This is a genomic window from Pseudomonas sp. S1(2024), from assembly GCF_046557535.1.
This window is the reverse complement of the sequence record NZ_JBKGFP010000133.1, coordinates 1-25560: the sequence shown is the minus strand read 5'-3', so window position 1 is coordinate 25560 and position 25560 is coordinate 1. Positions and strand designations below refer to the sequence as shown.

General features: G+C 64.5%; 21 protein-coding genes and 1 pseudogene. 14 read left to right on the top strand and 8 right to left on the bottom strand.

Going from position 1 to position 25560, the window contains the following annotated elements; genetic code table 11:
* Positions 1 to 30: 30 nt before the first annotated feature.
* Complete coding sequence (locus ACLCGK_RS31780) at positions 31 to 894, bottom strand: pirin family protein (protein WP_410953600.1); 864 nt, start codon at positions 892 to 894, stop codon at positions 31 to 33.
* Between the two features lie 117 nt (positions 895 to 1011).
* Between ACLCGK_RS31780 and ACLCGK_RS31775 the strand changes: the two genes are divergently transcribed.
* The gene (locus ACLCGK_RS31775) at positions 1012 to 2016 is read left to right on the top strand and encodes an amidohydrolase family protein (RefSeq protein ID WP_410953601.1); all 1005 of its coding nucleotides are present in this window, start codon (positions 1012 to 1014) and stop codon (positions 2014 to 2016) included.
* Between the two features lie 176 nt (positions 2017 to 2192).
* On the opposite strand, the gene fabB is transcribed toward ACLCGK_RS31775, so the two are convergent.
* From fabB to ACLCGK_RS31750, 5 genes are all read right to left on the bottom strand, one after another.
* Positions 2193 to 3413 (bottom strand): beta-ketoacyl-ACP synthase I, encoded by a 1221-nt coding sequence (gene fabB, locus ACLCGK_RS31770; RefSeq protein WP_013973429.1) that lies wholly within the window; start codon positions 3411 to 3413, stop codon positions 2193 to 2195.
* 11 nt (positions 3414 to 3424) lie between these two features.
* Entirely contained in the window at positions 3425 to 3940 is a 516-nt protein-coding gene (fabA, locus tag ACLCGK_RS31765) for a 3-hydroxyacyl-[acyl-carrier-protein] dehydratase FabA (RefSeq protein ID WP_003251509.1), read from the bottom strand.
* Between the two features lie 207 nt (positions 3941 to 4147).
* On the bottom strand, positions 4148 to 6079 hold the full coding sequence (locus ACLCGK_RS31760; protein ID WP_041505758.1) for an ATP-binding protein: 1932 nt from the start codon (positions 6077 to 6079) through the stop codon (positions 4148 to 4150).
* Positions 6076 to 6966, bottom strand: coding sequence for an ABC transporter substrate-binding protein (locus tag ACLCGK_RS31755; RefSeq protein WP_013973427.1), 891 nt, complete (start codon positions 6964 to 6966; stop codon positions 6076 to 6078). Before ACLCGK_RS31755 ends, ACLCGK_RS31760 begins: the two co-directional genes overlap by 4 nt.
* On the bottom strand, positions 6966 to 9113 hold the full coding sequence (locus ACLCGK_RS31750) for a TonB-dependent receptor plug domain-containing protein (protein ID WP_410953602.1): 2148 nt from the start codon (positions 9111 to 9113) through the stop codon (positions 6966 to 6968). Before ACLCGK_RS31750 ends, ACLCGK_RS31755 begins: the two co-directional genes overlap by 1 nt.
* Before the next feature lie 221 nt (positions 9114 to 9334).
* Here ACLCGK_RS31750 and ACLCGK_RS31745 point away from each other — a divergent pair, with 221 nt between their 5' ends.
* From ACLCGK_RS31745 to ACLCGK_RS31685, 13 genes are all read left to right on the top strand, one after another.
* Positions 9335 to 10360 (top strand): NAD(P)H-dependent glycerol-3-phosphate dehydrogenase, encoded by a 1026-nt coding sequence (locus ACLCGK_RS31745; RefSeq protein ID WP_013973425.1) that lies wholly within the window; start codon positions 9335 to 9337, stop codon positions 10358 to 10360.
* Between the two features lie 36 nt (positions 10361 to 10396).
* Entirely contained in the window at positions 10397 to 10744 is a 348-nt protein-coding gene (locus ACLCGK_RS31740; RefSeq protein WP_013973424.1) for a DUF4389 domain-containing protein, read from the top strand.
* The gene (gene sixA, locus ACLCGK_RS31735) at positions 10741 to 11199 is read left to right on the top strand and encodes a phosphohistidine phosphatase SixA (RefSeq protein WP_410953603.1); all 459 of its coding nucleotides are present in this window, start codon (positions 10741 to 10743) and stop codon (positions 11197 to 11199) included. The genes ACLCGK_RS31740 and sixA overlap by 4 nt, the downstream gene beginning before the upstream one ends.
* Positions 11200 to 11507: 308 nt before the next feature.
* Positions 11508 to 12296 carry an alpha/beta fold hydrolase gene (locus tag ACLCGK_RS31730; RefSeq protein WP_015271083.1) on the top strand — a complete coding sequence of 263 codons (789 nt, stop codon included), beginning with the start codon at positions 11508 to 11510 and terminating at the stop codon, positions 12294 to 12296.
* Positions 12293 to 13147: an alpha/beta hydrolase gene (locus tag ACLCGK_RS31725; protein ID WP_410953604.1), complete on the top strand. Its 855-nt coding sequence runs from the start codon at positions 12293 to 12295 to the stop codon at positions 13145 to 13147. The genes ACLCGK_RS31730 and ACLCGK_RS31725 overlap by 4 nt, the downstream gene beginning before the upstream one ends.
* Positions 13148 to 13256: 109 nt before the next feature.
* Positions 13257 to 14051: a DUF4892 domain-containing protein gene (locus ACLCGK_RS31720; RefSeq protein WP_023661209.1), complete on the top strand. Its 795-nt coding sequence runs from the start codon at positions 13257 to 13259 to the stop codon at positions 14049 to 14051.
* Positions 14052 to 14063: 12 nt separating this feature from the next.
* Complete coding sequence (locus ACLCGK_RS31715) at positions 14064 to 15116, top strand: AI-2E family transporter (RefSeq protein ID WP_013973419.1); 1053 nt, start codon at positions 14064 to 14066, stop codon at positions 15114 to 15116.
* Positions 15117 to 15355: 239 nt separating this feature from the next.
* A complete protein-coding gene (gene kdpF / locus ACLCGK_RS31710) occupies positions 15356 to 15445 on the top strand; it encodes a K(+)-transporting ATPase subunit F (RefSeq protein ID WP_085720473.1) in 90 nt (29 codons plus the stop codon).
* A 9-nt stretch (positions 15446 to 15454) separates the two neighbouring features.
* The gene (gene kdpA, locus ACLCGK_RS31705; protein WP_410953605.1) at positions 15455 to 17149 is read left to right on the top strand and encodes a potassium-transporting ATPase subunit KdpA; all 1695 of its coding nucleotides are present in this window, start codon (positions 15455 to 15457) and stop codon (positions 17147 to 17149) included.
* Positions 17150 to 17158: 9 nt separating this feature from the next.
* A complete protein-coding gene (gene kdpB / locus ACLCGK_RS31700) occupies positions 17159 to 19213 on the top strand; it encodes a potassium-transporting ATPase subunit KdpB (protein WP_367245290.1) in 2055 nt (684 codons plus the stop codon).
* 10 nt (positions 19214 to 19223) lie between these two features.
* Positions 19224 to 19775 carry a potassium-transporting ATPase subunit KdpC gene (kdpC, locus tag ACLCGK_RS31695; protein WP_410953606.1) on the top strand — a complete coding sequence of 184 codons (552 nt, stop codon included), beginning with the start codon at positions 19224 to 19226 and terminating at the stop codon, positions 19773 to 19775.
* A 162-nt stretch (positions 19776 to 19937) separates the two neighbouring features.
* Positions 19938 to 22592, top strand: coding sequence for a DUF4118 domain-containing protein (locus ACLCGK_RS31690; protein WP_410953607.1), 2655 nt, complete (start codon positions 19938 to 19940; stop codon positions 22590 to 22592).
* Positions 22589 to 23284, top strand: a complete 696-nt coding sequence (locus tag ACLCGK_RS31685; RefSeq protein ID WP_013973414.1) for a response regulator — start codon at positions 22589 to 22591, stop codon at positions 23282 to 23284. The genes ACLCGK_RS31690 and ACLCGK_RS31685 overlap by 4 nt, the downstream gene beginning before the upstream one ends.
* Positions 23285 to 23656: 372 nt before the next feature.
* On the opposite strand, the gene ACLCGK_RS31680 is transcribed toward ACLCGK_RS31685, so the two are convergent.
* A complete protein-coding gene (locus ACLCGK_RS31680) occupies positions 23657 to 24208 on the bottom strand; it encodes a DUF6708 domain-containing protein (protein ID WP_410953623.1) in 552 nt (183 codons plus the stop codon).
* A gap of 200 nt (positions 24209 to 24408) precedes the next feature.
* Positions 24409 to 25560, bottom strand: a pseudogene (locus ACLCGK_RS31675) (hypothetical protein); the annotation flags it as partial.

Genomic DNA, 25560 nt, shown 5'->3' with positions numbered 1-25560 from the left:
AGCCCGCGAAGGGCCGCAAAGCGGCCCCAATTAACGCGGCAACTCGATTCTGGAGGTTTCCCCCGGCACCACCGGCCAGTCCCCTGCAGCCCATTTGGCCCGGGCCTGTTCGATCAGTTCCACGTCACTGGAGACAAAGTTCCAGTTCATCCGCCGCGGCCCATCCAGTGGCGCGCCACCAATCAGCACCAGCTGGCACTCACTCTCCGCATACAGCGTCACCTCTTCGCCCTCCGGCAGGACCACCAGGCTGCACGGTTCCACCTCCTCATCGTTCATCCTCAGCTCACCATCAAGCAGGTACAGCGCCCGCTGCACATGCTCGTTCGGCACCAATAGCGTGGTTGCCGGTTGCATCCGCACATGCGCGTAAAGGGTAGGGGAGAGCACCGGCACCGGCGATTCCAGGCAGAACCCGCTGCCGGCAATCATGCAGATGCGCACCCCCAGGCTGTCGCTGACCGGCAGGCTCGCCGCCGGGTGATGGCTGTAGCTTGCCGGGCCTTGTTCCTGCTCGCGTGGCGATGCCAGCCATACCTGCAGCCCGTGCAGGCGTGAGCCATGGGCCAGGGCATCTTCAGGAGTACGCTCGACATGGGCCACGCCGCTGCCTGCGGTCATCCAGCTGACGTCGCCCGGCAGCACCCGCTGCGCCGAGCCGAGGCTGTCCTTGTGCAGGATTGTCCCTTCGAACAGGTAGGTAAGGGTCGACAGGCCGATATGCGGGTGCTGGCGGATGTCCATACCATGCCCCGGGGCATAGTCGGTTTCGAGCATGTGGTCGAAAAACACGAACGGGCCGACGCTGCGACACTGGGCCGATGGCAGCGGGCGCAGGATCGGCTGGCCCTCGACCGATTCGGCACGTGGGCGGATGACCAGGGGGCTGCTCATGGGAAGGCTCCAGGCAAGGTGGAAATGCCCCAAGCATAGCGGTTTGCCCGCCCCGGCTGAACCGTCTCGCAGGCCGGCCGGTCTAGAGATCTGATACCCGGAAAAGGAAGCTTTATCATGATCGTGAGAGCGTTGGCCTGCGTGCTGTTATCCACCTGGCTGTGCCAAGCGGCGCAGGCACGCGACTACCGCTACAGTGATGCCCACCTGCACTACGTCGACTTCTTCCAGGAAAGCGAAGGCATGCCTGCGCTGATCAAGGCCATGGATGCCGCCGGTATCGAGCAGTCGATGATTTCCGGCGTCCCGGTGGCCAAGAAGTGGCACGAAGACGAGCCCAAGCGCCCACGCTATTACGCTGGGGATGACGCCGAAGCCTACTGGTACAGCGCCACCGATACCTACGTGGCGGCGGCGCTACAGCAACTGCCCGACGAGCAGCGCAAGCGCTTTCATCCGTTCCTGGCCGGCTTCAATCCGGTGGACAAGAACGCCGCCAGCCATATCGAGCGCATGCTCGATCTGCATCCGGGGCTGTGGCAGGGCATTGGCGAGGTGTTCACCCGCCACGATGACCTGACTGCTCTGACCAGCGGTGACACGCCGCGCGCCAACAACGAAGCCATGGCGCGTATCTACCACATGGCGGCCGAGCGCGACCTGCCGGTGCTGCTGCATTCCAACATCACCTCGAAGCGCGAGCGCAACCCGCTGTACCTGGCGGAGATCGAAGAGCCGCTGCGCAATCACCCGCACACGCGGTTCATCTGGGCGCATGCAGGCAGCAGCATGGAGATTCACCGGCACCAGACGCAGATGGACTTTCTGCTGCCGGTGCTGACGCGGTTGTTGGAGGATTACCCGAACCTGTATGTCGATTTGTCGTGGAGCGTGCTGAAACCCTATCTGCTGGATGACCGGGGTGTGCCGCGCAAGGAGTGGCTGGCACTGGTCGAGAAATTCCCGGAGCGGTTCATGCTGGGTTCGGATGTGGTGGGGCGGTTTGGTAGCCTTGGGGAGCAGATGCACGGGTTCAGGCCGTTTCTGGATGCATTGCCGGAACAAGTTGCCAACAAGGTGGCCAGGGAGAATTTTCTGGCTGTACTGCCCAGGCAGAAATAAGGGTTTTCCTGTGCTGGCCCTATCGCCGGCAAGCCAGCTCCCACAGGTACTGCGCAGGTTCCGAAGCCTATGCAGTACCTGTGGGAGCTGGCTTGCCGGCGATAGGGCCGGTACAGGCAACACAAATGAAAACGCCCCGAACCAGTCGGGGCGTTTTCGTTTACCGCAGCAGCGTCTTACTTGCCTTCCCAGCGCTTGAGCACCAGGGTGGCGTTGGTGCCGCCGAAGCCGAAGCTGTTGCTCATGACCGTGTCGATCTTGGCGTTTTCTTCGGTCTTGCGCAGGATCGGCAGGTCGGCGACCTCCGGGTCCAGCTCGTCGATGTTGGCGGAGCCGGCGATGAAGTTGTTTTCCATCATCAGCAGGCAGTAGATCGCCTCGTGTACGCCGGCAGCGCCCAGCGAGTGGCCCGACAGGCTCTTGGTCGAGCTGATTTTCGGTGCCTTGTCGCCGAACACGGCGCGAACGCCCTTGATCTCGGCAACGTCACCGACCGGGGTCGAGGTGCCGTGGGTGTTCAGGTAATCGATCGGAGTGTCGACGGTCGACAGCGCCTGCTGCATGCAGCGGATAGCACCTTCGCCGCTCGGGGCAACCATGTCATAGCCGTCGGAAGTGGCGCCGTAGCCGACGATTTCCGCGTAGATCTTGGCGCCACGGGCCAGGGCGTGTTCCAGCTCCTCGACCACCACCATGCCGCCACCGCCAGCGATGACGAAGCCATCACGGTCGGCGTCGTAGGCGCGCGAGGCCTGTTCCGGGGTTTCGTTGCGCTTGGTCGACAGGGCGCCCATGGCATCGAACAGGAACGACTGGCTCCAGTGCTCTTCTTCACCGCCACCGGCGAAGACGATGTCCTGCTTGCCCCACTGGATCTGCTCCAGCGCGGTGCCGATGCAGTGTGCCGAAGTGGCGCAGGCCGAGGAGATCGAGTAGTTGATACCCTTGATCTTGAACGGGGTAGCCAGGCACGCCGAAACGGTGCTGCCCATGGTGCGGGTAACGCGGTATGGGCCGACGCGCTTGACGCCTTTCTCACGCAGGGTGTCCAGCGCTTCCATCTGGTTCAGGGTCGAGGCGCCGCCGGAGCCCGCCACCAGGCCGGTACGCGGGTTGGAAACCTGCTCTTCGGTCAGGCCGGCGTCCTTGATCGCATCCTGCATCGCCAGGTAGGCGTAGGCAGCAGCGTGGCCGACGAAGCGGTAGACCTTGCGGTCGATCAGTTCTTCGAGGTTGAGGTCGATGGACCCGGAAACCTGGCTACGCAGCCCCATTTCCTTGTATTCCGGGTTGTAACGGATACCCGGACGGCTGTTGCGCAGGTTTTCGGTGACGGTAGCTTTGTCATTGCCCAGGCACGATACGATGCCCAGACCAGTGATAACGACGCGGCGCATGCGAATAACCCTTAGAAATTGTCAGTGGAGGTGAACACGCCGACCCGCAGGCCTTCGGCAGTGTAGATCTCGCGGCCGTCGACGCTGACCGAGCCATCGGCGATGGCCATGTTCAGCTTGCCCTTCAGGACGCGCTTGATGTGAATGTTGTAAGTGACTTTCTTGGCTTCCGGCAGTACCTGGCCGAAGAACTTCACCTCGCCCGAACCCAGGGCGCGCCCGCGGCCTGGCAGGCCCTGCCAGCCGAGGAAGAAACCTACCAGCTGCCACATGGCATCGAGGCCCAGGCAGCCCGGCATTACCGGGTCGCCTTCGAAGTGGCAGGCGAAGAACCACAGGTCCGGATTGATATCCAGCTCGGCGACCAATTCACCTTTGCCGTACTTGCCGCCTTCTTCGCTGATATGGGTGATGCGATCGACCATCAGCATGTTCGGCGCGGGCAGTTGCGCATTACCTGGGCCGAACAGCTCACCGCGACTGCAGCGCAGCAGGTCTTCCCGAGTAAAGGCGTGTTGTTTGGTCATGCGAGCTCCTCAATAACCCCCTGCGGCAGGGGATGAATCTTCCCGGCCGGCCCGATACGCATCGCGTTCGGGGCGGCAGCCTACAGGTAGACTATTGCGTTGTGGTGAAAGTCACAGTGCACCCGGTGAAAGAAGTACAGGTGTGCACTGAAACGTCTATTTTCAGGTCCGATGAAGGTCCTGTCCAGTGTTTAAGACTGCCGCACTTTAGCATTTATCGCCAGTCGCGGTTGTCTGACCGGGTAGCCAGCGCTGCAGCACACGCTGCAGTTCGGTGCGGCGCAAGGGTTTGCTCAGGTAGTCGTCCATGCCGGCCGCCATGCAACGCTCGCGGTCGCCCTGCAAGGCGTTGGCGGTCAGGGCGATGATCGGTAGCCTGGCGCCGTTGGGCAGCTGGCGGATACGCCGGGTGGCTTCATAGCCGTCCAGGTGCGGCAGGCGGCAGTCCATCAGCACGGCGGCAAAACGCTGCCGGCTGACCCGTTCTACCGCCTCCAGGCCGTCCTCGGCCGTGCATACCGCTAGCCCCAGGCTACGCAGCATGGCTTCGATGACACTTTGGTTGACCGGATTGTCCTCTACCAGCAGCACCTGATCATTGTCGGCCACCGCCGGTGGCGCAGCGCTTGGCTGCGTCAGCGAGAGCGGGGCAGGGCTGGCCAGGGCCAGAGGCATCTCCAAGGTGAAGGTCGAGCCCAGGCCCTCACGGCTTTCGCCACGCAGCTTGCCGCCCATGCGTTCGGCCAGGGTGCGGGCGATCGACAGCCCCAGTCCGGTGCCGCCATAGCGGCGGGAAATCGAGCTGTCGGCCTGCTGGAAGGCGACAAACATCATTTCCAGGCGTTCGTTGTCGATGCCGATACCGGTGTCGCGCACACTGCAGGTCAGCCAGATCAGTTGGCGGTCCAGCACCTGCCAGCGCGCCTCGACCTGAACCTGGCCGCGTTCGGTGAATTTCAGCGCGTTGCCTACCAGGTTAAGCAGGATCTGGCGGATGCGCGTGGGGTCGCCGTTCACCTGCAGCTGCTCGATACCCGCCGGCATTTGCAGGTGCAGGGCAAGGCCGCGCTGTTGGGCGCTGTGCTGGAACGACTGGACGCTGCTGGTGATCAGTTCGCCCAGGTTGAAGTCGATGTGTTCCAGTTGCAGCGCGGCGCGTTCGATGCGCGAGAAGTCGAGGATGTCGTTGATGACCTTGAGCAGGTGCCCGGTGGATTCGCTGGCCACCGCGGTGTACTCGGCCTGCTCGCTGTTCAACTGCGTGGTTTCCAGCAACTGCAGCATGCCCAGCACGCCATTCATCGGCGTGCGCAGCTCGTGGCTCATCATCGCGAGGAAATCCGATTTGGCGCGGTTGGCCTGTTCGGCCTCCTCGCGGGCCTGGATAAGCTCGGCAATCGCCTGCTTCTGTTCATTGCTGGCCTGCGCCAGGGCATGGGCCAGGTTATTGATGTGGCGTGCCAGATGGCCCAGTTCGCTGTCATCGACCACCGGCAACAGGGTGTGGTACTCGCCCTGCTGGATGGCCTTGACCGCATGGCCCATGTCGCTGATCGGCTTGGCCAGGCTCAGGGCCAGGCGGCGCGCCAGCAGGAAGGTGAACAGCAGGGCGAACAGCGCGAGGATGCCGGCCTTGATCACGATTTCCTGCTGGCGCTGGCTGAAGGCGTCATCGGACATGCCGACGATGACCCGGCCCAGGTAATCGTCGCCGATGGCCGGGGTGGTGGCTTTGCCCTGTTGCAGGAAGTCGCTGTCCAGGCGGATCTGCTGCAGGCGGATGGGCGCCTGGAACACTTCGACGCGCTGCGCGCGGTTGGCGCTTTCGTCGGACTGCTCCACATAGACCAATATGTGGTTGCGGCTGTCCTGCACCTCGAGGAAGCGCACGTGGGGGATGCTGAGCGTGGCGCGCATCAGGCCCTCGAGCACTTCGTTGTTGCCCGATATCACCCCGTATTCCGAAGCTGGCGCCAGCTGGTTGGCGATCAGTTGCCCAGTGTGGTTCAGTTCCTGGCGCAGGTCCTGGATACGCACGAAGGTGAAGAAACTGATCAGCAGCAAGGTCAGCAGCAGGGCAGGGCCGAGGCTGATGATCTGGGTGCGGGTGTGGATGTCCCAGCTCAGGCGCTTGCTCATGGGGTGGGTTCTCCTTCGGCCAGGGCCTTGGCGGCGGCGTTCGGATCGATCGGTTCAAGGCCCAGGGCGCGCGCCACCTGCTGGTTGCCGCTGACGCCGAAGCGTACCGGGTACAGGCTGCGTGGCCAGCGCGCCGGTGGCTGGTCGAGCAACTGGTCGAGCACCGCCAGCCAATCGTCCTGGTCGCTGAAGGTGCTGGCCAGGGCGCCGGCGCGGACGAACCCGGCGTTCGGGCCGATCAGCGCCATCTGCCGGCCATAGCTGCTCAACAGCAGGTTTTTCGCAGTCTTGGAGTTGTACAGGTCGGCATCGTCCAGGCCTAGCAGCACGTCACTGTTGGCCAACAAGTGTTGTAAAGGGCGGCTGTCGCGCGGGTCGGGCCAGTCCTGGGCAATGATCTCCAGGTCCAGCGCGCGGGCGGCGTGGCGCAGCTCTTCGAGCAGAAAGCTGCTGTGCTCACCGTACAGCACACCAATGCGCTGGGCCTGCGGCAGCAGATAGCGCGCCAGGCGCAACTGCCGGCCCAGCGGCGGATCGCTCCACAGCAGCGTGAGGAACGCGGGCCGCGACTTTCCCAGGCGCTGTTCAGCCTGTACCCGGCTGACCCTCATGGCCAGGGCCGGCGGGCCGGCAGTTTCCGCGAGGCGCCATTCCAGTGCGGCGTTGTCCAGCAGGATCAGGCGCTGGTCAGCCTTGAGCTTGCCCGGACGTGGCAGGTCGTCGGTGGTCTGGAAATGTACATGGTCGTGCGGCCGGCGGCTTTCCAGCGCGGCGACGAAACTGCGAATGCCAGGCTGGTCTTCCGCGCCTACCAACAGGATTTCGCTGGCGAACAGCGGCCCCATCGGCCACAGGCACAACAGCAACAGGCGCAGCAGCAGGGCCATCAGAACTCCAGCTCCGCGCTGACGCTCAGGCGGTGGCGGCTGTCGTAGCGGTTCTGGATTGCCGTGGTCGGCTCATCGTCCAGGCGCTGTTGCCACAGCGCCGCCAGCTCCAGGTTGCTGCCATGCACCCGGAAACGCTTGGCCAGGCGCAGGTCCAGGCGCTCGTAGCGGTACTGGTTGAGCGCATCGTCGCCGTAATAGAACAGCGCGCTCGACCAACCGGCACCCCACTCGCGCATCCATCCGGCCGAGCCGCTGTTGCGCGCGCTGAGGCGGCGGTCGGCGGGGTTGCTGGCCCATGCATCCACGTAGGCGTAGGTCACCCGCAGGCGGTCGCGCAGGGTCGGGCGCCAGTCCAGTTGCGCCTCGCTGCCGCTGAAACGGGCCTTGTTGGCATTGCTGGCGATGTATTGGTTGTTCTTCAGGGGCTCGCTGATCATGCCGGTGATCTCGTCATAGAACAGCTTCACATCCATGTTCAGGTCGATGTCGCTGAAGTAGCCGTTGTAGCCGAGTTCGCGCGAGCGCATGCGTTCCTGGTCGAGGTCGCCCGGGCCGCGGGTCTTGACGAAGTATTCGCCGTTTTGCAGGCCAAAGGCGTTGGGGGTCAGGTTCTTGACCGTGTAGCTCCAGTTGACGTTGTTCTCGAACATGTCTGGCGAGCGCACTGCCTCGGAATACACTGCACGCAGGCCATGGCGCGGGGTGATCAGGTAGTTGACCGCCACGCGTGGGGTCAGCGAGCTGCCAGACAGGCGCGAGTCCTCGAACATGGCACCACCCTGCAGGATCCAGTGTTCGTCGGCGCGCCACTCCAGCTGGCCGAACAGGCGCCAGGTCTGGTCGTCGATGCTGCCATTGAAGTAGGTCTGCGAGTCGGCACGATCATAGCGGTAGTTCATGCCGCTGAGCAGGCGCAGGCTGTCGGTCAGGCTCAGGGTGTCCTGGATTTCCAGGTCGTAGCGGGTTTCGCGGGTGCTCTGGTCGACGTCGCCGCAGACCTGCTGCTTGCCACCGTTCGCCCATTGCTGCTGGACCTTCTCCAGAAGCCCTCTCATGACGGGATCGTTGGTCGAAAGTGGCGCGCCGGTAGCAATGCCGCGCGCCACTTTTTCGGCGAAATCGGGGTTCATTTGCCAGAGCTGGGTCAATTCCGGGCTGAACGACTGCAAAGCGTCACAGGCACGCCACACCTGCTGACGGTCGAAATGTTGGGCAGAGCCTTGGATATACAGGCTGTGCTCAGAACTGAAGTCCTTGGTCCAGCGCAATGAGCCGGCGTAGTCCTTGGCACTGACGTCAGCGTTGTTACCGGCTTCGTATTTGGCGAACACCGGCTGGTAGGTATAAGGCCGCTGGTTGCTGCCTTCCTTCGCAGCAAGTTGCCATTCCAGGGTCTGGTCGTGTGCCAGGCTGTGGCTGGCGTTGATATTGAAGCGGGTCAGCCGGCGGCTGTCGCGGTAGTCCTGGCCGAACTGGTTCTCGTCGAAGCCATCGTCCTGCTGGCCTGACAGCGACAGGCGCATGTCGCCACTCTCCCAACCGAAGCCGTGGCTGGCGTAGAAATCATTGATGCCGTCCTGGCCGCGGGTCATCTTCAGCCGCGTGCCATGGCTGTCGGCAGGGTTGCGGGTAAGGATGTTGACCACTGCCATCAGCGCGTTGGCGCCGTAGCTGACCGTGTTGGGGCCGCGGAACACCTCGATGCGCTCGATATCCTCCATGGCCAGGGGGATGTCGCTCCAGTCCACCGTGGCCAGGCCGGCGCGGTACACCGAACGGCCATCGATCAGCACCTGCATGCGTCGGGCATCGTTGACGTTGCTGCCGTGGTAGTTGACCGTGGGTTGGTTGCCGGCGTTGTAGCCCACCATCATGCCCGGCACCAGGCGCAGCAGCTCGGGGATGTCACGGGCACCGCTGGCGCGGATCAGCTCGCTGTCGAGCACGGTCATGCTACCCGGGACTGCGGCGGGGGATTGTTTCAGGCGCGTGGCGGTCAGAACCTGCGGCAGGTCCGCGTTGTCGATGAACAGGTCATCGGCCACGGCCGGGCCGCCGAGCAGGGCAGTCAGTATGAGCAGGCGCGGGTACGAGGGCGTGCCAGGGAACACAAAGCGGCCTTGTATCAGGATTGAAACAGGCATGGTAACCGACCGTGGGGGTTTTGCCAGTGATCTGCTCTACCTGTCGAGCCCTTTCGCGGGCACGCCCGCTCCCACAGGTGCGGCGCCGCTCTGAAGGACTGCGCTATCCCCTGTGGGAGCGGGCGTGCCCGCGAAAGGGCCGGTACTGACACTGGTTCTGTAGCAGGCGAGCCGTATAATGGCTGGGTCGCCACTTAACTTTTGGCTTTAACGGATTGGATATGACTGAACAGCAACCTGTTGCAGTTCTGGGAGGCGGCAGCTTCGGCACCGCCGTGGCGAACCTGCTGGCAGAAAACGGTGTGCCGGTGCGCCAATGGATGCGCGACCCGGAACAGGCTGAGGCCATGCGCGTCAATCGCGAGAATCCGCGCTACCTCAAGGGCATCCGCTTGCACGACGGCGTCGAGCCGGTCAGCGACCTACTGGCCACTCTGCAGGCCAGCGAGCTGATTTTCGTCGCCCTGCCATCGAGCGCCTTGCGTAGCGTGCTGGCTCCGCATGCCGAGTTGCTGCGCGGCAAGGGCCTGGTCAGCCTGACCAAGGGCATCGAAGCGCAAAGCTTCAAGCTGATGAGCCAGATCCTCGAGGAAATCGCCCCCGAGGCGCGCATCGGCGTGCTGTCCGGCCCCAACCTGGCCCGTGAAATCGCCGAACATGCGCTGACCGCCACGGTGGTCGCCAGCGAGGACGAAAAACTGTGCCAGCAGGTGCAGGCCGTGCTGCATGGGCGTACCTTCCGCGTCTACGCCAGTGCCGACCGGTTTGGCGTCGAGCTGGGCGGGGCGCTGAAGAACGTCTACGCCATCATCGCTGGCATGGCGGTGGCCCTGGGCATGGGCGAGAACACCAAGAGCATGCTGATTACCCGCGCCCTGGCCGAGATGACCCGCTTCGCCGTCAGCCAGGGGGCCAACCCCATGACTTTCCTCGGCCTGGCCGGTGTCGGTGACCTGATCGTCACCTGCTCCTCGCCAAAGAGCCGCAACTACCAGGTCGGCCACGCGCTGGGCCAGGGCCTGAGCCTGGAGCAGGCGGTCAGCCGCCTGGGCGAAGTGGCCGAAGGCGTCAATACCCTCAAGGTGCTCAAGGCCAAGGCGCAGGAAGTGCAGGTGTACATGCCGCTGGTGGCTGGCCTGCATGCCATCCTGTTCGAAGGCCGCACGCTGAACCAGGTGATCGAGCACCTGATGCGTGCCGAGCCGAAGACCGATGTCGATTTCATTTCCATCAGCGGTTTCAACTGAGCCTCGAGCGGCTCTGACAACAGCAAGGAGCAACACATGAACGATACGCCCGAACGCGCCCAGCGCGAGTCGATCATCCTGCGGGCCCTGTGGATGCTGGTGTTCCTGGTGGTCTGGCAGCTGGCCGAGCTGTTGCTCGGTGGCCTGGTGCTGGTACAACTGATCTACCGCCTGGTGTACGGCGCCCCCAGCGCCAGCCTGATGAACTTCGGCGACAGCCTGAGCCAGTACCTGGCGCAGATCGGCCGCTTCGGCAGCTTCCACAGCGACCAGAAGCCCTGGCCGTTCGCCGACTGGCCGGCACCGCGTGCCCCGGAAGGCGAGGCGCCGCATGCGGTGGCCCCGGCCCCGCACCCGGTGCGTGACGAGGAGCCCAAGCTGTGAAGCTGTGGGTTCTGCGCCACGGCGAAGCCGAGCCGCGGGCCAACAGCGATGCCGAGCGCCGGCTGACCGCCCATGGTCGCGAACAGGTGCTGCATAGCGCCGCCCGCCTGCTGGGCCAGCCGCTGCAGGCGATCATCGCCAGCCCTTACGTGCGCGCCCAGCAAACGGCCGCCCTGGTGCATGACACCCTGGGCTTCGCCGAGCCGGTGTGCACCGTGCCCTGGCTTACGCCTGACAGTGATGTGCAGCAGGTTATCGGTGAAATCGAGCGCCTGGGCCTGGAGCATGTGCTGCTGGTCAGCCACCAGCCGCTGGTGGGTACCTTGGTAGGGGCGTTGCAGCATGGCCACCAGCAGCAACCGGCGGGCATGAGCACTGCAAGCCTGGCGGAGCTGGAAGGGGACTGGCCGCTGGCTGGGTTGATGACCCTTCGGGCGATCAACTCGCCGGCCTGAGTTCTCAGGCTATCTCGGTTTCCTGTAGGAGCAGCCTTGGGGGGGGGGGGGGGGGGGGCGGGGGGGGGGGGGGGGGGGAGATCGGTAGGGCTTCCTGTAAACACCAGCCTTGTGCTGCGAAGAGGCCAGTAGGGCAATAGCTCTTCTCCGGCAGTTATGGCCTCTTCGCAGCACAAGGCTGCTCCTACAGGCAGTGCCCGCGCCCACAAGCCTGACCTGATAGCCCTCGCCGATGACCTTTCCGGACGTTGCCGAACTGCCCCGCGATACCGACAATGGGCCATCATCTCGCATCCGGACCAGGCGCCATGTCGCAGCAGATCTTCTTCGCCCATGCCAACGGTTTCCCGTCGGCCACCTACGGCAAGCTGTTCGCCGCCCTGGCACCGGACTACCAAGTGCAGCACCTGGCCCAGCACGGCCACGATCCGCGCTTTCCGGTGGACGACAACTGGCAGAGCCTGGTCGATGAACTGCTGCACCACCTGGCTCGGCAAGACCAGCCGGTATGGGGCGTCGGCCATTCGCTGGGCGGGGTTTTGCACCTGCACGCAGCCTTGCGCTGCCCCGAGTATTACCGCGGCGTGGTGATGCTCGACTCTCCGGTGCTCACCCGCGCCGACCAGTGGCTGCTGCGCACCGCCAAGCGCTTCGGCTTCATTGACCGTATCACCCCGGCTGGCCGCACCCTGGGGCGCCGCGAAACCTTCAATGACCGCGACAGTGCCCGGGACTATTTCGCCGGCAAGTCACTGTTCCGTCATTTCGACCCCGACTGCCTCGATGCCTACATAGAGCACGGCCTGCAGGCGATGGAGCAGGGGCTGCAGTTGCGCTTCGACCCGGCCACGGAAATCAGCATCTACCGCAGCATCCCGCATACCAGCCCTGCGCCCGCGCGGCAGTTGCAGGTGCCGCTGGCCATGGTCCGCGGCGAGCGCAGCAACGTCATTCGCCGCCACCACACGCTGGCCGTGCGTGGCATGCCCAGGGGCGAATACCACAGCGTGCCGGGTGGGCACATGTTCCCGCTTGAGCGACCAACCGACACCGCCAGCCTGATCAAGGGCCTGTTCGACCGCTGGAGCCAGGCATGAGCGCGCAGGTCGAGGAGATCCGCCTGAGCCTGGGTCATATCGAACTGGCGGCGCACCTGTTCGGCCCCGAGGATGGGCTGCCGGTAATCGCCCTGCATGGCTGGCTGGATAACGCCAACAGCTTCGCCCGCCTGGCGCCGCAGCTGAAAGGCCTGCGCATCGTCGCCCTGGACCTGGCCGGGCATGGTTACTCCGAGCACCGGCCGCTCGGTGCCGGCTATGCCCTGGCCGACTACGCCCATGACGTGCTGCGGGTGGCCGAGCAGCTGGGTTGGCAACGTTTTGCCCTGCTGGGCCATTCGCTGGGGGCAATCATTTCGGTGCAGCTGGCTGGCGCGTTGCCGGAGCGGGTCAGCCATCTGGCCCTGATCGACGGGGTCATTCCGCCGACCGGCGCCGAGCAGGACGCCGGGGAGCGGCTGGGCATGGCACTGCTGGCCCAGTTGCGCCTGGATGGCAAGCGCAAGTCGGTATACACCACACTGGAGCAGGGCGTGCAGGCACGCATGAAAGGCATGGTCGCGGTCAGCCGTGAGGCGGCCGAGCTGCTGGCCCAGCGTGGCTTGATGCCGGTGCCCGGCGGTTACAGCTGGCGCAGCGACAGCCGCCTGACCCTGCCTTCGCCAGTGCGCCTGAGCGAGGCCCAGGCCATGGCCTACGTGCGCCGGGTAAGTTGCCCGGCGCGCCTGGTGGTGGCTGCCGACGGCATGCTGGCGCGCCACACAGGGTTGCTGGAGCAGCTACCCTTTGAGCAGGTGACGCTGCCCGGTGGCCATCACCTGCACCTGAACGATGAGCAGGGCGCGGCCCTTGTCGCAGACTGTTTCAATCGCTTCTTTGGCTTTGCTTGACTTGCACCGGACAAGTGTCGAGGCTTGGCGGGTTGAACAGGGAGACAACCATGCAACTGCCAGACATCCTGGAGCTTCACCTCGGCGCTGAGCGCCGCCTGGTTCGCCAATGAGCGCGCCTGTTGCCATCCGTAATGCCTTCGCTGCCTGCCTGGTGTTCGCCAGCCCCGTTTTGTGGGCCGGCAGCCTGCCGGTACCGGTGGACGCCAAGGTGGTCGACCAGCGCCCGGCCGTGGAGCAGGAGCGCGTCTACCCCATGGGCCCGCTGCGCAAGATCAGCGGCCGCCTGCGGGTCGAGGACAAGGTCGAAAGCCGTGGCCAGGTCAGCTCGGTAACCTACGAACTGCCGGTCGAGCGTACTGCTCGCGAAGCCTTCACCAGCGCTCGCGAAGCACTGCAGCGCGACGGCGGCTACCCGCTGTTCTGGTGCCAGGGGCGCGATTGCGGCGAGGCCAGCCTGTGGGCCAATGATGTGTTCGGCAATGCCCGCCTCAACGGCGGCGACGAGCAGCAGGCGTTCATCCTGCTGCGCCGCTCGGCGGAGCAGGCCGACACCCTGGTTGCGCTGTACAGCGTCACCCGCGGCAACCGCCGCGCCTACCTGCACGTGGAAGAGTTCGTCGCCGGCAGCCCGCTGGGCGAACTGCTGCCGACCGCCGCCACGGTGCTGCGCGAAATGCGCGACACCGGCAAGCTCGACTACCCTGACCTGGCCGCGCCGCAAGACGCCTGGGCGAACCTGCTGGCCCGCAGCCTGAACCTCGACAGCACCCTGCGTGCCAGCCTCAGTGGCGCCCAGGCTGAAGCCTGGCGCGAGGCCTTGGTCAAGGCGGGGGTGCGCAATGGCCGCCTCGAAGTCGGTAGCGCGCCTACCGACGGCCTGCACCTTGAACTGATCCGTTGAACGGGCACCACCATGGCTAACAATGACCGCTTGCTGGTCCAGATTCTGCTGCTGGCGCTGCTGGGTGCCGGCCTGTGGGTGATGGCACCTTTCATTTCAGCGCTGTTGTGGGGCGCCATCCTGGCCTTTGCCAGCTGGCCGTTGATGCGCTTGCTGACGCGTGCGCTGGGAGGGCGCGAAACCCTGGCGGCCAGCCTGCTGACCACTGCCTGGATCCTGATCGTGGCGCTGCCGCTGGTGTGGCTGGGGTTCAACCTGGCCGACCACATTCGCGATGCGACGGCGTTCGTGCGTGACGTGCAGGTGGACGGCCTGCCCGATGCTCCGGCGTGGCTGGGTGGCATCCCGTTGGTTGGCGAGCGCCTGGTCAGCTGGTGGCAATCGCTGGACCAGCAGGGCGCGGCCTTGCTGGCCTCGGTCAAGCCGCACCTGGGGCAGGTGGGCAACTGGTTGCTGGCGCGCAGCGCGCAGATCGGCAGCGGCGTGCTGGAGCTGACCCTCAGCCTGGTATTCGTGTTCTTCTTCTACCGCGATGGCCCGCGCTTGTCGGCGTTCGTCCTGCGCTTGCTGCACCGCCTGATGGGCGACCGTGCCGAGTACTACCTGGAGCTGGTCGCCGGTACGGTGCAGCGGGTGGTCAACGGGGTGATCGGTACAGCCGCCGCGCAAGGCGTGCTTGCATTGATCGGCTTCCTGATTGCCGGTGTGCCCGGGGCCATTGTGCTGGGCCTGGTGACCTTCATGCTCAGCCTGATCCCCATGGGCCCGCCACTGGCATGGATTCCGGCCACCGGCTGGCTGGTATGGAAAGGCGAATACGGCATGGCGGTGTTCCTGGGAGCCTGGGGCACCTTCATCATCAGTGGCGTGGACAACGTACTCAAACCGTACCTGATCAGCCGTGGCGGCAACCTGCCGTTGGTGATCGTGCTTCTGGGCGTGTTCGGCGGCCTGATCGCCTTTGGCTTCATTGGCCTGTTCATCGGGCCGACCTTGCTGGCGGTCGGCTACAGCCTGCTGCTGGACTGGAGCCGCAACGCCGTCCCGCAGCCGCCTCAGCAGTAAACCTGTACTGGCCTCTTGGAGGGGGAACCCGCTCCCACAAGGATCTCCACAGCCCGGGAGAGCGGTGCGGTCCCTGTAGGAGCGGGTTTACCCGCGAAGAGGCCGGTTCAGGCAACCTCAACTCCCGATCTTTACGCCTTCTTTATCGCCATCCCCACCTCCCAGTCTCGCCCCTTTACGCCCCTCGCTCGGACAATTTCCCCAAAGCGGCCCAAGCCGCACCACGGGGAGAACCACACATGAACATGCTCGACGGGCTGTCACTGCTGCTGGCAGTGGCATTGGCGTTTTATCTGCTGGTGGCGCTGCTGCGCGCCGATCGCTGCTAGGGAGTGGCCATGCACAGTTACGACTTCGCCTTGCTGTTGGCATTTTTCGCCATCGTGCTGCTACCGGCACCCTGGCTCGGGCGGTTCTACTTCAAGGTCATGGAAGGCCAGCGCACCTGGCTGTCGCCCGTGCTGGGCCCGGTCGAGCAAGCCTGCTACCGGCTGGCGGGCGTGCGCGCCGGCCAGGAACAGAACTGGCAGCAGTACACCTTGGCTCTGCTGGCCTTCAACCTGGCCGGGTTCCTGCTGCTGTTCGCCGTGCTGCTGTTGCAGGGCTACCTGCCATTCAACCCGCAGCATCTACCCGGCCAGGAATGGTCGCTGGCGTTCAATACCGCGGTCAGCTTCGTCACCAACACCAACTGGCAGGCCTACAGCGGTGAGGCGTCGGTCAGCTACCTGAGCCAGATGCTCGGCCTGACCGTGCAGAACTTCGTCAGCGCCGCCACCGGCCTGGCCGTGCTGGTCGCCCTGTGCCGCGGCATCGCACGGCGCAGCGCCACGACGCTAGGCAACTTCTGGGTCGACATGACCCGCGCCACCCTCTACGGCTTGCTACCGCTGTGCCTGTTGCTGGCGTTGCTGCTGGTATGGCAGGGCGTACCGCAAACCTTGGCCGACTACGCCCACGCGGTCACCCTGCAAGGCACCGAGCAGACCATCCCGCTGGGCCCGGCCGCCAGCCAGATCGCCATCAAGCAACTGGGTACCAACGGCGGTGGCTTCTTCGGGGTCAACTCGGCGCACCCGTTCGAAAACCCCACGGCCTGGAGCAACCTGTTCGAGGTGGCCTCGATCATCCTCATTCCGGTGGCGCTGGTGTTCACCTTTGGCCACTACGTGAAGGACCTGCGCCAGAGCCGCGCAATCCTCGCCTGCATGCTGGCCCTGTTCCTGATCGGCGGCAGCACGGCATTGTGGTCCGAGTACCAGCCCAACCCGGCCCTCGAGAGCGTGCAGGTACACCAAAGCGCCCCGATGGAGGGCAAGGAAACCCGCTTCGGCACCACCGGTTCGGTGCTGTGGACAGTGACTACCACCTCTGCCTCCAACGGTTCGGTCAATGCCATGCACGACAGTCTCAACCCGCTAACCGGCATGGTGGCGATGGTCAACATGATGGTCGGTGAGGTGATCTTCGGCGGCGTCGGTGCAGGGCTTTACGGCATGCTGCTGTTCGTATTGATCGCGGTGTTCCTGGCCGGGCTGATGATCGGCCGCACCCCGGAATACCTGGGCAAGAAACTGCAGGCCCGCGAGGTGCAGTTGCTGGTAGCGACCCTGCTGGTGATGCCGGTCGGCGTGTTGGTGCTCGGCGCCATTGCCGCCAGCCTGCCAGGCCCGGCAGGTGCAGTCAGCAACCCGGGTGCGCATGGCTTCAGCCAGCTGCTGTATGCCTACACCTCGGGCACGGCCAACAACGGCTCGGCCTTTGCCGGCTTTGGTGCCAACACGGTGTACCACAACCTGATGATCGGCCTGGCCATGCTCATCGGCCGCTTCGGCTACATCCTGCCGGTACTGGCGCTGGCCGGCAGCCTGGCGGCGAAGAAAAGCGCGCCCCAGGGGCTTAACAGCTTCCCCACCCATGGCCCGCTGTTCACCAGCCTGCTGCTGGTCACCATCCTGCTGGTCGGTGGCCTGACCTTCCTGCCGACCCTGGCCCTTGGGCCGATCGCCGAACATTTGAGTCTGGGTTTTTGAGGACCGACCATGAACATGCCCATTGCTGAAGTAAAAGCCCGGCAAAGTGCCAAGGATCAGACCCGTTTCGCCGCATTGTGGCGCCCGGCGCTGGTGCAGGCATTCGTCAAGCTCGACCCGCGCCAACTCAAGCGCTCGCCGGTGATGCTGGTGGTCGCCCTGACTGCGGTACTGACCACCGTCCTGTGTTTCGCTCCCGGCAGCGGTGTGAGCACCGGTGTGGCCGTGCAGATCGCCCTGTGGCTGTGGTTCACCGTGCTGTTCGCCAACTTTGCCGAGGCCCTGGCCGAAGGCCGTGGCAAGGCCCGCGCCGACAGCCTCAAGGCTGGCAGCCAAGGGCTTACCGCCCAGCGTCGCAAGCGTGATGGCAGCTACGAAACCGTAGCGGCCAGCGCGCTGCGCAAGGACGACGTGGTGCGCGTGGTAGCTGGTGAAATGATTCCCGGTGACGGCGAGGTGCTTGAAGGTATCGCTGCGGTCAACGAGGCCGCCATTACCGGCGAGTCCGCGCCGGTGATCCGCGAGTCCGGCGGCGATCGCTCAGCGGTGACCGGCAATACCCGGCTGGTCTCAGACTGGTTGTTGATCCGCATCACCAGCAACCCGGGCGAATCGACCCTCGACCGCATGATTGCCCTGGTCGAGGGCGCCAAGCGGCAGAAGACGCCCAACGAGATCGCCCTCGACATCCTGCTGATCGGCCTGACCCTGATCTTCCTGATCGTGGTGGTGACCCTGCAGCCGTTCGCCCACTTTGTCGGTGGCAGCCTGCCGCTGATCTTTCTCGCCGCATTACTGGTAACGCTGATCCCCACCACCATCGGCGGCCTGCTGTCGGCCATCGGCATTGCCGGCATGGACCGGCTGGTGCGGCTGAACGTCATCGCCCGCTCGGGCCGGGCGGTGGAGGCAGCCGGTGACGTGCACACGCTGATGCTCGACAAGACTGGCACCATTACCTTCGGCAACCGCCGCTGCAGTGCGCTGCACGTGGCACCGGGCATCACCGCCCGCGAGCTGGGGGAGGGCGCCTTGCTGGCCTCGCTGGCGGACGACACCGCCGAGGGCAAGTCGATCGTCGAGTATCTGCGCCAACTGCATGATTTTGTCGAACCGTCCGCCGGCCAGTTCGAGGCCGTGGCTTTCAGCGCCGAGACGCGCCTGTCGGGGATCGACTTCCAGCAACACCGCTACCGCAAGGGCGCTGTCGATGCCGTACTGGCGTTCGTCGGCATGCAACGCCTGGAAATGCCACCGGCACTGGCCCGTGAAGTGGAGCGTATTGCCCAGAGCGGCGGTACACCGCTGCTGGTGTGCCTGGACAAGCGCCTGCTTGGCGTGATCCACCTCAAGGATGTGGTCAAACCCGGCATTCGCGAGCGCTTTGCCGAGCTGCGCAAGCTGGGCATTCGCACGGTGATGGTGACCGGCGACAACCCGCTGACCGCCGCCGCCATCGCTGCCGAGGCCGGCGTGGATGACGTGCTGGCCGAGGCCACGCCGGAGAAGAAGCTGGCGCGCATCCGCCAGGAGCAGAACGACGGCCGCCTGGTGGCCATGTGCGGCGATGGCGCCAACGACGCCCCGGCACTGGCCCAGGCTGACGTGGGCATGGCCATGAACGACGGTACCCAGGCGGCGCGCGAGGCAGCCAACATGGTCGACCTCGACAGTGATCCGACCAAGCTGCTGGATGTGGTGCAGGTCGGCAAGGAGTTGTTGGTGACCCGCGGCGCGCTGACCACCTTCTCCATCGCCAATGATGTGGCCAAGTATTTCGCCATCCTCCCGGCGCTGTTCGCCGCCATCTACCCGCAGTTGGGCGTGCTCAATCTGATGCACCTGGCCAGCCCGCAGAGTGCGATTCTGTCGGCCATCGTGTTCAACGCGCTGATCATTATCGTGCTGATCCCGCTGGCGCTGCGCGGCGTGCGGGTGCAGGCGGCCAGTGCGGCGCACCTGCTGCGGCGCAACCTGCTGATCTACGGGCTGGGCGGCATTGTCGTGCCGTTTGCCGGGATCAAACTGATCGATCTGCTGCTCAATGCCCTGCACCTGGTCTGAGGAGGCCACCATGAATGCTTATGTACGCCCGGCATTGAGCCTGGCCCTGTTGATGACCCTGGTGACCGGCGCGCTGTATCCGCTGGTGGTGACCGGTATTGCCCAGGTGGCTTTCCCCAGCCAGGCCAATGGCAGCCTGGTGCGCGATGACCAAGGCCAGGTGCGCGGTTCGGCGCTGATTGCCCAGGATTTCCAGGGCGATGGCTGGTTCCACGCGCGGCCATCGGCAGGCGCCTACGCCACCGTGGCCAGCAGCGCCAGCAACCTGTCGCCGAGCAACCCGGCGCTGGCCGAGCGGGTCAAGGGCGATGCGGCTGCGTTGTACCAGGCGCAGCAGGGGCCGGTGCCCCAGGCGCTGCTCACCACCTCGGGCAGCGGCCTCGACCCGCACCTGCCGCCGGAGGCCGTGGCCTACCAGATCCCTCGGGTGGCGGCGGCACGGCAGTTGCCGGTGGAGCGCTTGCAAGGCTTGCTGGAAGAGGCCACCCTCCACCCATTGATCGGCCCGCCGGTGGTCAATGTGCTGGCCTTGAACCAGGCACTTGAGCATCTGGGCCACTGATATGGGGGCCGCTTTGCGGCCCTTCGCGGGCTTGCCCGCTCCCACAGGTACAGCGCAGCTTCCGAGTATTGCGATCACCCTGTGGGAGCGGGCAAGCCCGCGAAGGCCTGCGAAGCAGGCCCAAAAGAGGCTGCAGGACGCCGCCACACCAAAGGATGAAAGATGAGTGACTCCGCCCGCGCAGACGCGCTGTTGGCTACCCTCCCGCGAAGCGGCCGGGGGCGGTTGAAGGTGTTCCTTGGCGCCGCCCCCGGCGTCGGCAAGACCTTCGCCATGCTCCAGGCCGCCCACGCCCAGCAACGCCAGGGCGTGCAGGTGCTGGCCGGGGTGGTCGAAACCCATGGCCGTGCCGAAACCGAGGTATTGCTCGCTGGCCTTCAGCAGCAGCCCCTGCTGCGCAGCCAGTACCGCGGCGTAACGCTCGAGGAAATGGACCTTGACGGCCTTCTCAAGACCGCGCCGGCCCTGGTGCTGGTCGACGAACTGGCCCACACCAATGCGCCCGGCAGCCGCCACGCCAAACGCTGGCAGGACGTACAGGAACTGCTGGCCGCCGGCATCGATGTGTACACCACGGTCAACGTCCAGCACCTGGAAAGCCTCAACGACAAGGTCCGCGACATTACTGGCGTGCAAGTGCGCGAAACCCTGCCGGACTGGGTGCTGCAGGAAGCCTTCGAGCTGGTGCTGATCGACCTGCCACCCCGCGAGCTGCTCGAACGTCTGCGCGAAGGCAAGGTGTACGTGCCCGAGCAGGCGCGGGCCGCCATCGATGCGTTCTTCTCGCAAACCAACCTTACCGCCCTGCGCGAGCTGGCCATGCAGACCGCCGCTGCCCAGGTGGATGCCGACCTGGCCCACGGCTATCGCCAGCGCGGCCAGGAAGCCCCGGCCCTGCGTGGGCGCTTGCTGGTGGGCGTGGATGGCGACGACCAGGCGGAACGTTTGGTGCGTCATGCCAGCCGCGTGGCGCAACGCCGCCACCTGCCCTGGAGCCTGGTGCACGTGGACAACGGCCGCCTGCGCGACGAAACCGCACGCCAGCGCCTGCAAGCTGCCCAGCAACTGGCCGAACGCCTGGGTGGAGAGGTGGTACTGCTGCGTGCCGGCGAAGTGGTGCGCACACTGATCCAGCATGCCGCCGAACGGCGGGCCAGTCTGGTGCTGGTCGGGCAGTCCCGCGACCGCCTGCGCCGGCGCCTGTTCGGTGCCGGTGTGGCCGCGCGGCTGCTGCGCGAAAGCCACGGCCTGGAAATCAACGTGCTGGACCGCGACGCGCAGCCGCAAGCGCCGCGTTCGGCGGTACGACGGGTGTGGGTCTGGCGCCATTACCTGCTGGCGCTGCTGGCCACGGTCATGGCCGCAGGCCTGGCCTGGGCGGTGTCGAGTGTGCTGGCGCTGCCCAACATATCGCTGGTGTTCCTGGCCGCGGTGTTGCTGGTGGCAGTGCGCAGCAGCCTGGGGCCTGCGCTGGCCTGCGCGGTGCTGTCGTTCCTGACCTACGACTTCCTGTTCATCCCGCCCAACCTGTCGTTCAGGATCCAGCGCGAAGAAGACGTGCTGACCCTGGTGTTCTTCCTGTTGATGGCCGCGCTCACCGGCAACCTGGCCGCCCGCCAGCGCCGCCAGTTGCAGGCGCTGCGCGAGACCCAGGCGCAGACCAGCCAGTTGCTCGACCTGTCGCGCCGGCTGACCGTGGCCACCGACCGCCAGGCGGTGTTCAACGCCGCCGGCCAGCACCTGGACGGTTGGCAGGACATGCAGGTGTGCCTGCTGGAGCGCAATGTCGAAGGCCAGTTGCAGGTGGTCAGCGGCGAAGCCCATGCTTTCAGCGATAACGAACGCGCCGCTGCAGAATGGGCCTGGCAGCACGGCCAGGCCGCCGGTCATGGCAGCGACACCCTGCCCAATGGCCGCTGGTGGTGGTGGCCACTGGCGGTGGATGAGCAGCCCCTGGCATTGCTTGGTGTGCGCTCACGCTCCGGCCAGCCGCTCAGCGACCCGCGCCGGCGCCTGCTCACCGCCCTTGGCCAACCACTGGCCCAGGCCCTGGCCCGCGCCCGGCTGGCCGAACAGCTGGAGGCCGCGCGGCTGCATGGCGAAACCGAGCAGCTGCGCAGCGCCTTGCTCGCGTCCGTTTCCCATGACTTGCGTACCCCGCTGACCGCCATGCGCGGTAGCATCGACAGCCTGCTGGCGCTGGGCGAGGCGATCCCCGCCGCCGACCGCCGCGAACTGCTGGAGGGCACCCGCAACGAGGCCGAACGCCTCGACCGCTACATCCAGAACCTGCTCGACATGACCCGCCTGGGCCACGGCGGCCTCAAGCTGGCCCGCGGCTGGGTGGCCCCGGCCGACATCGTCGGCAGCGCGCTCAACCGCCTGCGCGCGGTGCTGGCACCACTGCGCGTGCACACCGACGTGCCGGCCGAGCTGCCGTTGCTGTTCGTGCATGCGGCGTTGATCGAGCAGGCGCTGGTCAACGTGCTGGAAAATGCCGCGCGCTTCTCGCCAGCCAATGGCCGGCTGGAGCTGCAGGTGTCGGTGCAGGACGCCCGGTTGTGTTTCGCCGTCAGCGACCAGGGCCCCGGCATTCCCGTGGAAGACCGCGAGAAGATCTTCGACATGTTCTACACCGCCGCTCGCGGCGACCGCGGCGGGCAGGGCACCGGCCTGGGCCTGGCGATCTGCCAGGGCATGATCGGCGCCCATGGCGGCCAGATCCTGGTGGGCGAAGGCATCGATGGCCAGGGCACCAGCATCACTTTATGCTTGCCGCTGCCCCCTCAACCTGAAACCGAAAGCGAAACCCCATGAGTCAGTCCGCCACCCTCCTGGTCATCGACGATGAACCGCAGATCCGCAAGTTCCTGCGCATAAGCCTGGCCTCGCAAGGCTACAAGGTGCTCGAGGCCGCCACCGGCGCGGAAGGGCTCGCCCAGGCGGCGCTGGGCAAGCCGGACCTGGTGGTACTCGACCTGGGCCTGCCGGACATGGACGGCCAGCAGGTACTGCGTGATCTGCGCGAATGGAGCGCGGTGCCGGTGCTGGTGTTGTCGGTGCGCGCCAGTGAAGTGCAGAAGGTCGATGCGTTGGATGGCGGTGCCAACGACTATGTGACCAAGCCGTTCGGCATCCAGGAGTTCCTGGCGCGGGTGCGCGCCTTGCTGCGCCAGGTGCCGCAGGCAGGTGGCTCGGAAGTGGCGGCCAGTTTTGGGCCGCTGATGGTGGACTTTGCCTTTCGCCGGGTGACCCTGGATGGCGTGGAAGTGGCGCTGACCCGCAAGGAGTATGCGCTGCTGGCGCAACTGGCCGGGCACCCGGGGCGGGTGATTACCCAGCAGCAGTTGCTCAAGGATATCTGGGGGCCTACCCATGTGGATGACACCCATTACCTGCGGATAGTGGTCGGGCATCTGCGGCAGAAGTTGGGAGATGACCCCACGGCGCCGCGGTTCATCATCACCGAGCCAGGGGTGGGATACAGGTTGGTGGCGCCGACCATGTAACCCCTGTGGGAGCGGGCGTGCCCGCGAAGAATCCAGCGCGATGCATGGCACCGGCTGCGCCGGTGTTCGCGGGCATGCCCGCTCCCACAGGGTCCCTGCTAATTCAATGAGTCATGTGCAGTCTAAGAGAGATTGCCCAGCCCTTTGGGCTGCGTTGTCGCGTAGAAAACTGAATTCGCAAGCGGCCCGCGTACCCTGTGGGAGCGGCTTTAGCCGCGAAGAATCCAACGCGGTGCATGGCACCGGCTGCGCCGGTGTTCGCGGCTGAAGCCGCTCCCACAGAGTCCCTGCTAATTCAATGAGTCATGTGCAGTTCTATGAGAGCTGGCATGTCGGCGATGGGGCCAGAGCAAGCAGCGCAAGACAGTAAGCTCAGGGGGCGGTTCTCGACTCCAGATCCATTTCCGCTGGCCACTCTACTCGGGGTGCCAGGCGCAGGGCGAACTCACACCAGAGCACATCGTTGTGATCCTTGGGTGGGCCGGGTGGTGGCAGGGCTGAGGGGCCTTCCTGCATGTAGGTGCAGATGTAGGCCCAGGCATGCTGGTCGGCCCCCATGGTGCTCAGGTGAAAACGGTCGATGACGTTGTTCGTGCCCGGCGCGACGATGGACAGCATGACACCCCATTTGAAAATGACCCCACCGTTTGGCAGGGCGCCGGTTTGTGACCAGCGCTCGGCGCGGACTTGGGACCAGTCGTAACTGACCGGCACAACCTTGCCTTTGTCGAAGGGGTTCCACCATTGGCGTTTGAAGTTGTAGGCGTAGATTTTCTGGCGTGCACGGTTGAACCTTATGGGTTCGTCGCGAGGTGGAGAAATATCCATGCGAAGGCCTATAGTAACCAGCCAGGTAACCAGGAAGATTTCAGATATTGAGAGCAGCAGCGATTCAAAATTTCGGGGGTCGAGCGTAAGTGTCATCATGTAAAGGCTAAAGGCGAAAAGTATGCACAAGAGGAAGGCAAAGGCTGAAATCACCCCTCGTGATGATACGCTTTGTCGCGGAATCTCTAAGTAAGTCATGCACTGATGGTTAGGTATTTGATTGCCCATATATTTTTCTATTGAGTTGACTGTGTAAGGGGCGGGGAGGTCTTCCTTCCAGCCCGGGCAGGCAGGATTTAATAAGGGTCGGGCCATTTTGTCAGGGGCTCCAAGCTGTGCATGTAGTTTTCTGTTATTGTTACATGGGCATGCCCAAGTTCGTCCTGCTTGTCTGGCCAGTAACGCAGGCTAAATTCAATGGCGTTGATGTGATGATCTACCAGCAAAGGCAGAGTCCCCTGTATGGTCAACGTACTGTTCTTGTTGTTGAAACGCACCAAAGGCTGTGGGTTGTCAATGTGGCCGAAGACTCCTTTTCCCTTTGGTAGGCTGATCTGCAATTGGTTAGTCGGACTACTATCACCCGATACGGTAATGATTTCTCTTTGAGCGCCAGTACGATGAATGCTTAAATGCCACTCATGGCGAGATGTACCCTCGGCGTATTTAGGTAAGAGGAAGTAATAATTAAGTGTGTATTCTGCGGGTGTTGCAGGCTCGTTGCCGATGATCATCCCTTTTGGTTCGGAAGTCTGCATGTTCGTATGATTGGTGAGTTGAGTCCTTATGGAAATCTCGGCTTGAACGCCAATTGCTGCCGCATTCAAAGCACCAATTGCAGTGTCAAGATGCTTGGCTTCGGTCCAGAGACGGTTGTCTTCAGATAATCCCCATCTGCTTTGACGAGCCCAAAGCTCTGTTGGAGAGGATTCATTTTGCTTTGCCTCGGAAGCTATTGCATAGGCGGCCAGTCCTAGAATGATAGCTATACCGATTGGGCCAAATAATGTGGCGGGGCCGAAAGCTCCAAGTACACCTGCAATGGCGGAAGCGCCAGCCATTATGCCCGCAGTCCTATATTCATCTGCTGACGTTAAATCTCCGCGCTTATGAGTACGCAGGCTGGCGAACAGGTACTGTGCCCCATCCATCATTCCAGCTATTCCCGCAATGCCGGCGCCGTATCGAGCAATACCGGTTCCCAAAGACGTTGTCGTCACTGTTCCGGGCCACGGTATCTTCGGGCGTATGACTGCAACAGCCAGTCCTGCCGCCTCCACACTCGCCCCCAACAAACCCAGGGAGGAAGACCAGATCGCCGCAAGCGCCTCCGGGTTGTCCTGATGCGTCTCTTGCAACGCTCGATAGTTCTTGCCCAGGCTGTCCTGATGGAACCACATGCTGCCCAAGGCAAATAGCAGCCCGACGCTTCCGCTACTCGCTGCAGC

Excerpts from the sequence above, each read along its gene's own strand:
- fabA (WP_003251509.1), bottom strand. The coding sequence starts at position 3,940 with ATGACCAAACAACACGCCTTTACTCGGGAAGACCTGCTGCGCTGCAGT.
- ACLCGK_RS31685 (WP_013973414.1), top strand. The coding sequence starts at position 22,589 with ATGAGTCAGTCCGCCACCCTCCTGGTCATCGACGATGAACCGCAGATC.
- ACLCGK_RS31755 (WP_013973427.1), bottom strand. The coding sequence starts at position 6,966 with ATGGCCCTGCTGCTGCGCCTGTTGCTGTTGTGCCTGTGGCCGATGGGG.
- kdpC (WP_410953606.1), top strand. The coding sequence starts at position 19,224 with ATGAATGCTTATGTACGCCCGGCATTGAGCCTGGCCCTGTTGATGACC.
- ACLCGK_RS31745 (WP_013973425.1), top strand. The coding sequence starts at position 9,335 with ATGACTGAACAGCAACCTGTTGCAGTTCTGGGAGGCGGCAGCTTCGGC.
- ACLCGK_RS31750 (WP_410953602.1), bottom strand. The coding sequence starts at position 9,113 with ATGCCTGTTTCAATCCTGATACAAGGCCGCTTTGTGTTCCCTGGCACG.
- ACLCGK_RS31740 (WP_013973424.1), top strand. The coding sequence starts at position 10,397 with ATGAACGATACGCCCGAACGCGCCCAGCGCGAGTCGATCATCCTGCGG.
- ACLCGK_RS31715 (WP_013973419.1), top strand. The coding sequence starts at position 14,064 with ATGGCTAACAATGACCGCTTGCTGGTCCAGATTCTGCTGCTGGCGCTG.
- fabB (WP_013973429.1), bottom strand. The coding sequence starts at position 3,413 with ATGCGCCGCGTCGTTATCACTGGTCTGGGCATCGTATCGTGCCTGGGC.
- ACLCGK_RS31780 (WP_410953600.1), bottom strand. The coding sequence starts at position 894 with ATGAGCAGCCCCCTGGTCATCCGCCCACGTGCCGAATCGGTCGAGGGC.
- ACLCGK_RS31725 (WP_410953604.1), top strand. The coding sequence starts at position 12,293 with ATGAGCGCGCAGGTCGAGGAGATCCGCCTGAGCCTGGGTCATATCGAA.
- ACLCGK_RS31690 (WP_410953607.1), top strand. The coding sequence starts at position 19,938 with ATGAGTGACTCCGCCCGCGCAGACGCGCTGTTGGCTACCCTCCCGCGA.
- ACLCGK_RS31730 (WP_015271083.1), top strand. The coding sequence starts at position 11,508 with ATGTCGCAGCAGATCTTCTTCGCCCATGCCAACGGTTTCCCGTCGGCC.
- ACLCGK_RS31720 (WP_023661209.1), top strand. The coding sequence starts at position 13,257 with ATGAGCGCGCCTGTTGCCATCCGTAATGCCTTCGCTGCCTGCCTGGTG.
- kdpB (WP_367245290.1), top strand. The coding sequence starts at position 17,159 with ATGAACATGCCCATTGCTGAAGTAAAAGCCCGGCAAAGTGCCAAGGAT.
- kdpF (WP_085720473.1), top strand. The coding sequence starts at position 15,356 with ATGAACATGCTCGACGGGCTGTCACTGCTGCTGGCAGTGGCATTGGCG.
- ACLCGK_RS31775 (WP_410953601.1), top strand. The coding sequence starts at position 1,012 with ATGATCGTGAGAGCGTTGGCCTGCGTGCTGTTATCCACCTGGCTGTGC.
- kdpA (WP_410953605.1), top strand. The coding sequence starts at position 15,455 with ATGCACAGTTACGACTTCGCCTTGCTGTTGGCATTTTTCGCCATCGTG.
- ACLCGK_RS31680 (WP_410953623.1), bottom strand. The coding sequence starts at position 24,208 with ATGACACTTACGCTCGACCCCCGAAATTTTGAATCGCTGCTGCTCTCA.
- ACLCGK_RS31760 (WP_041505758.1), bottom strand. The coding sequence starts at position 6,079 with ATGAGCAAGCGCCTGAGCTGGGACATCCACACCCGCACCCAGATCATC.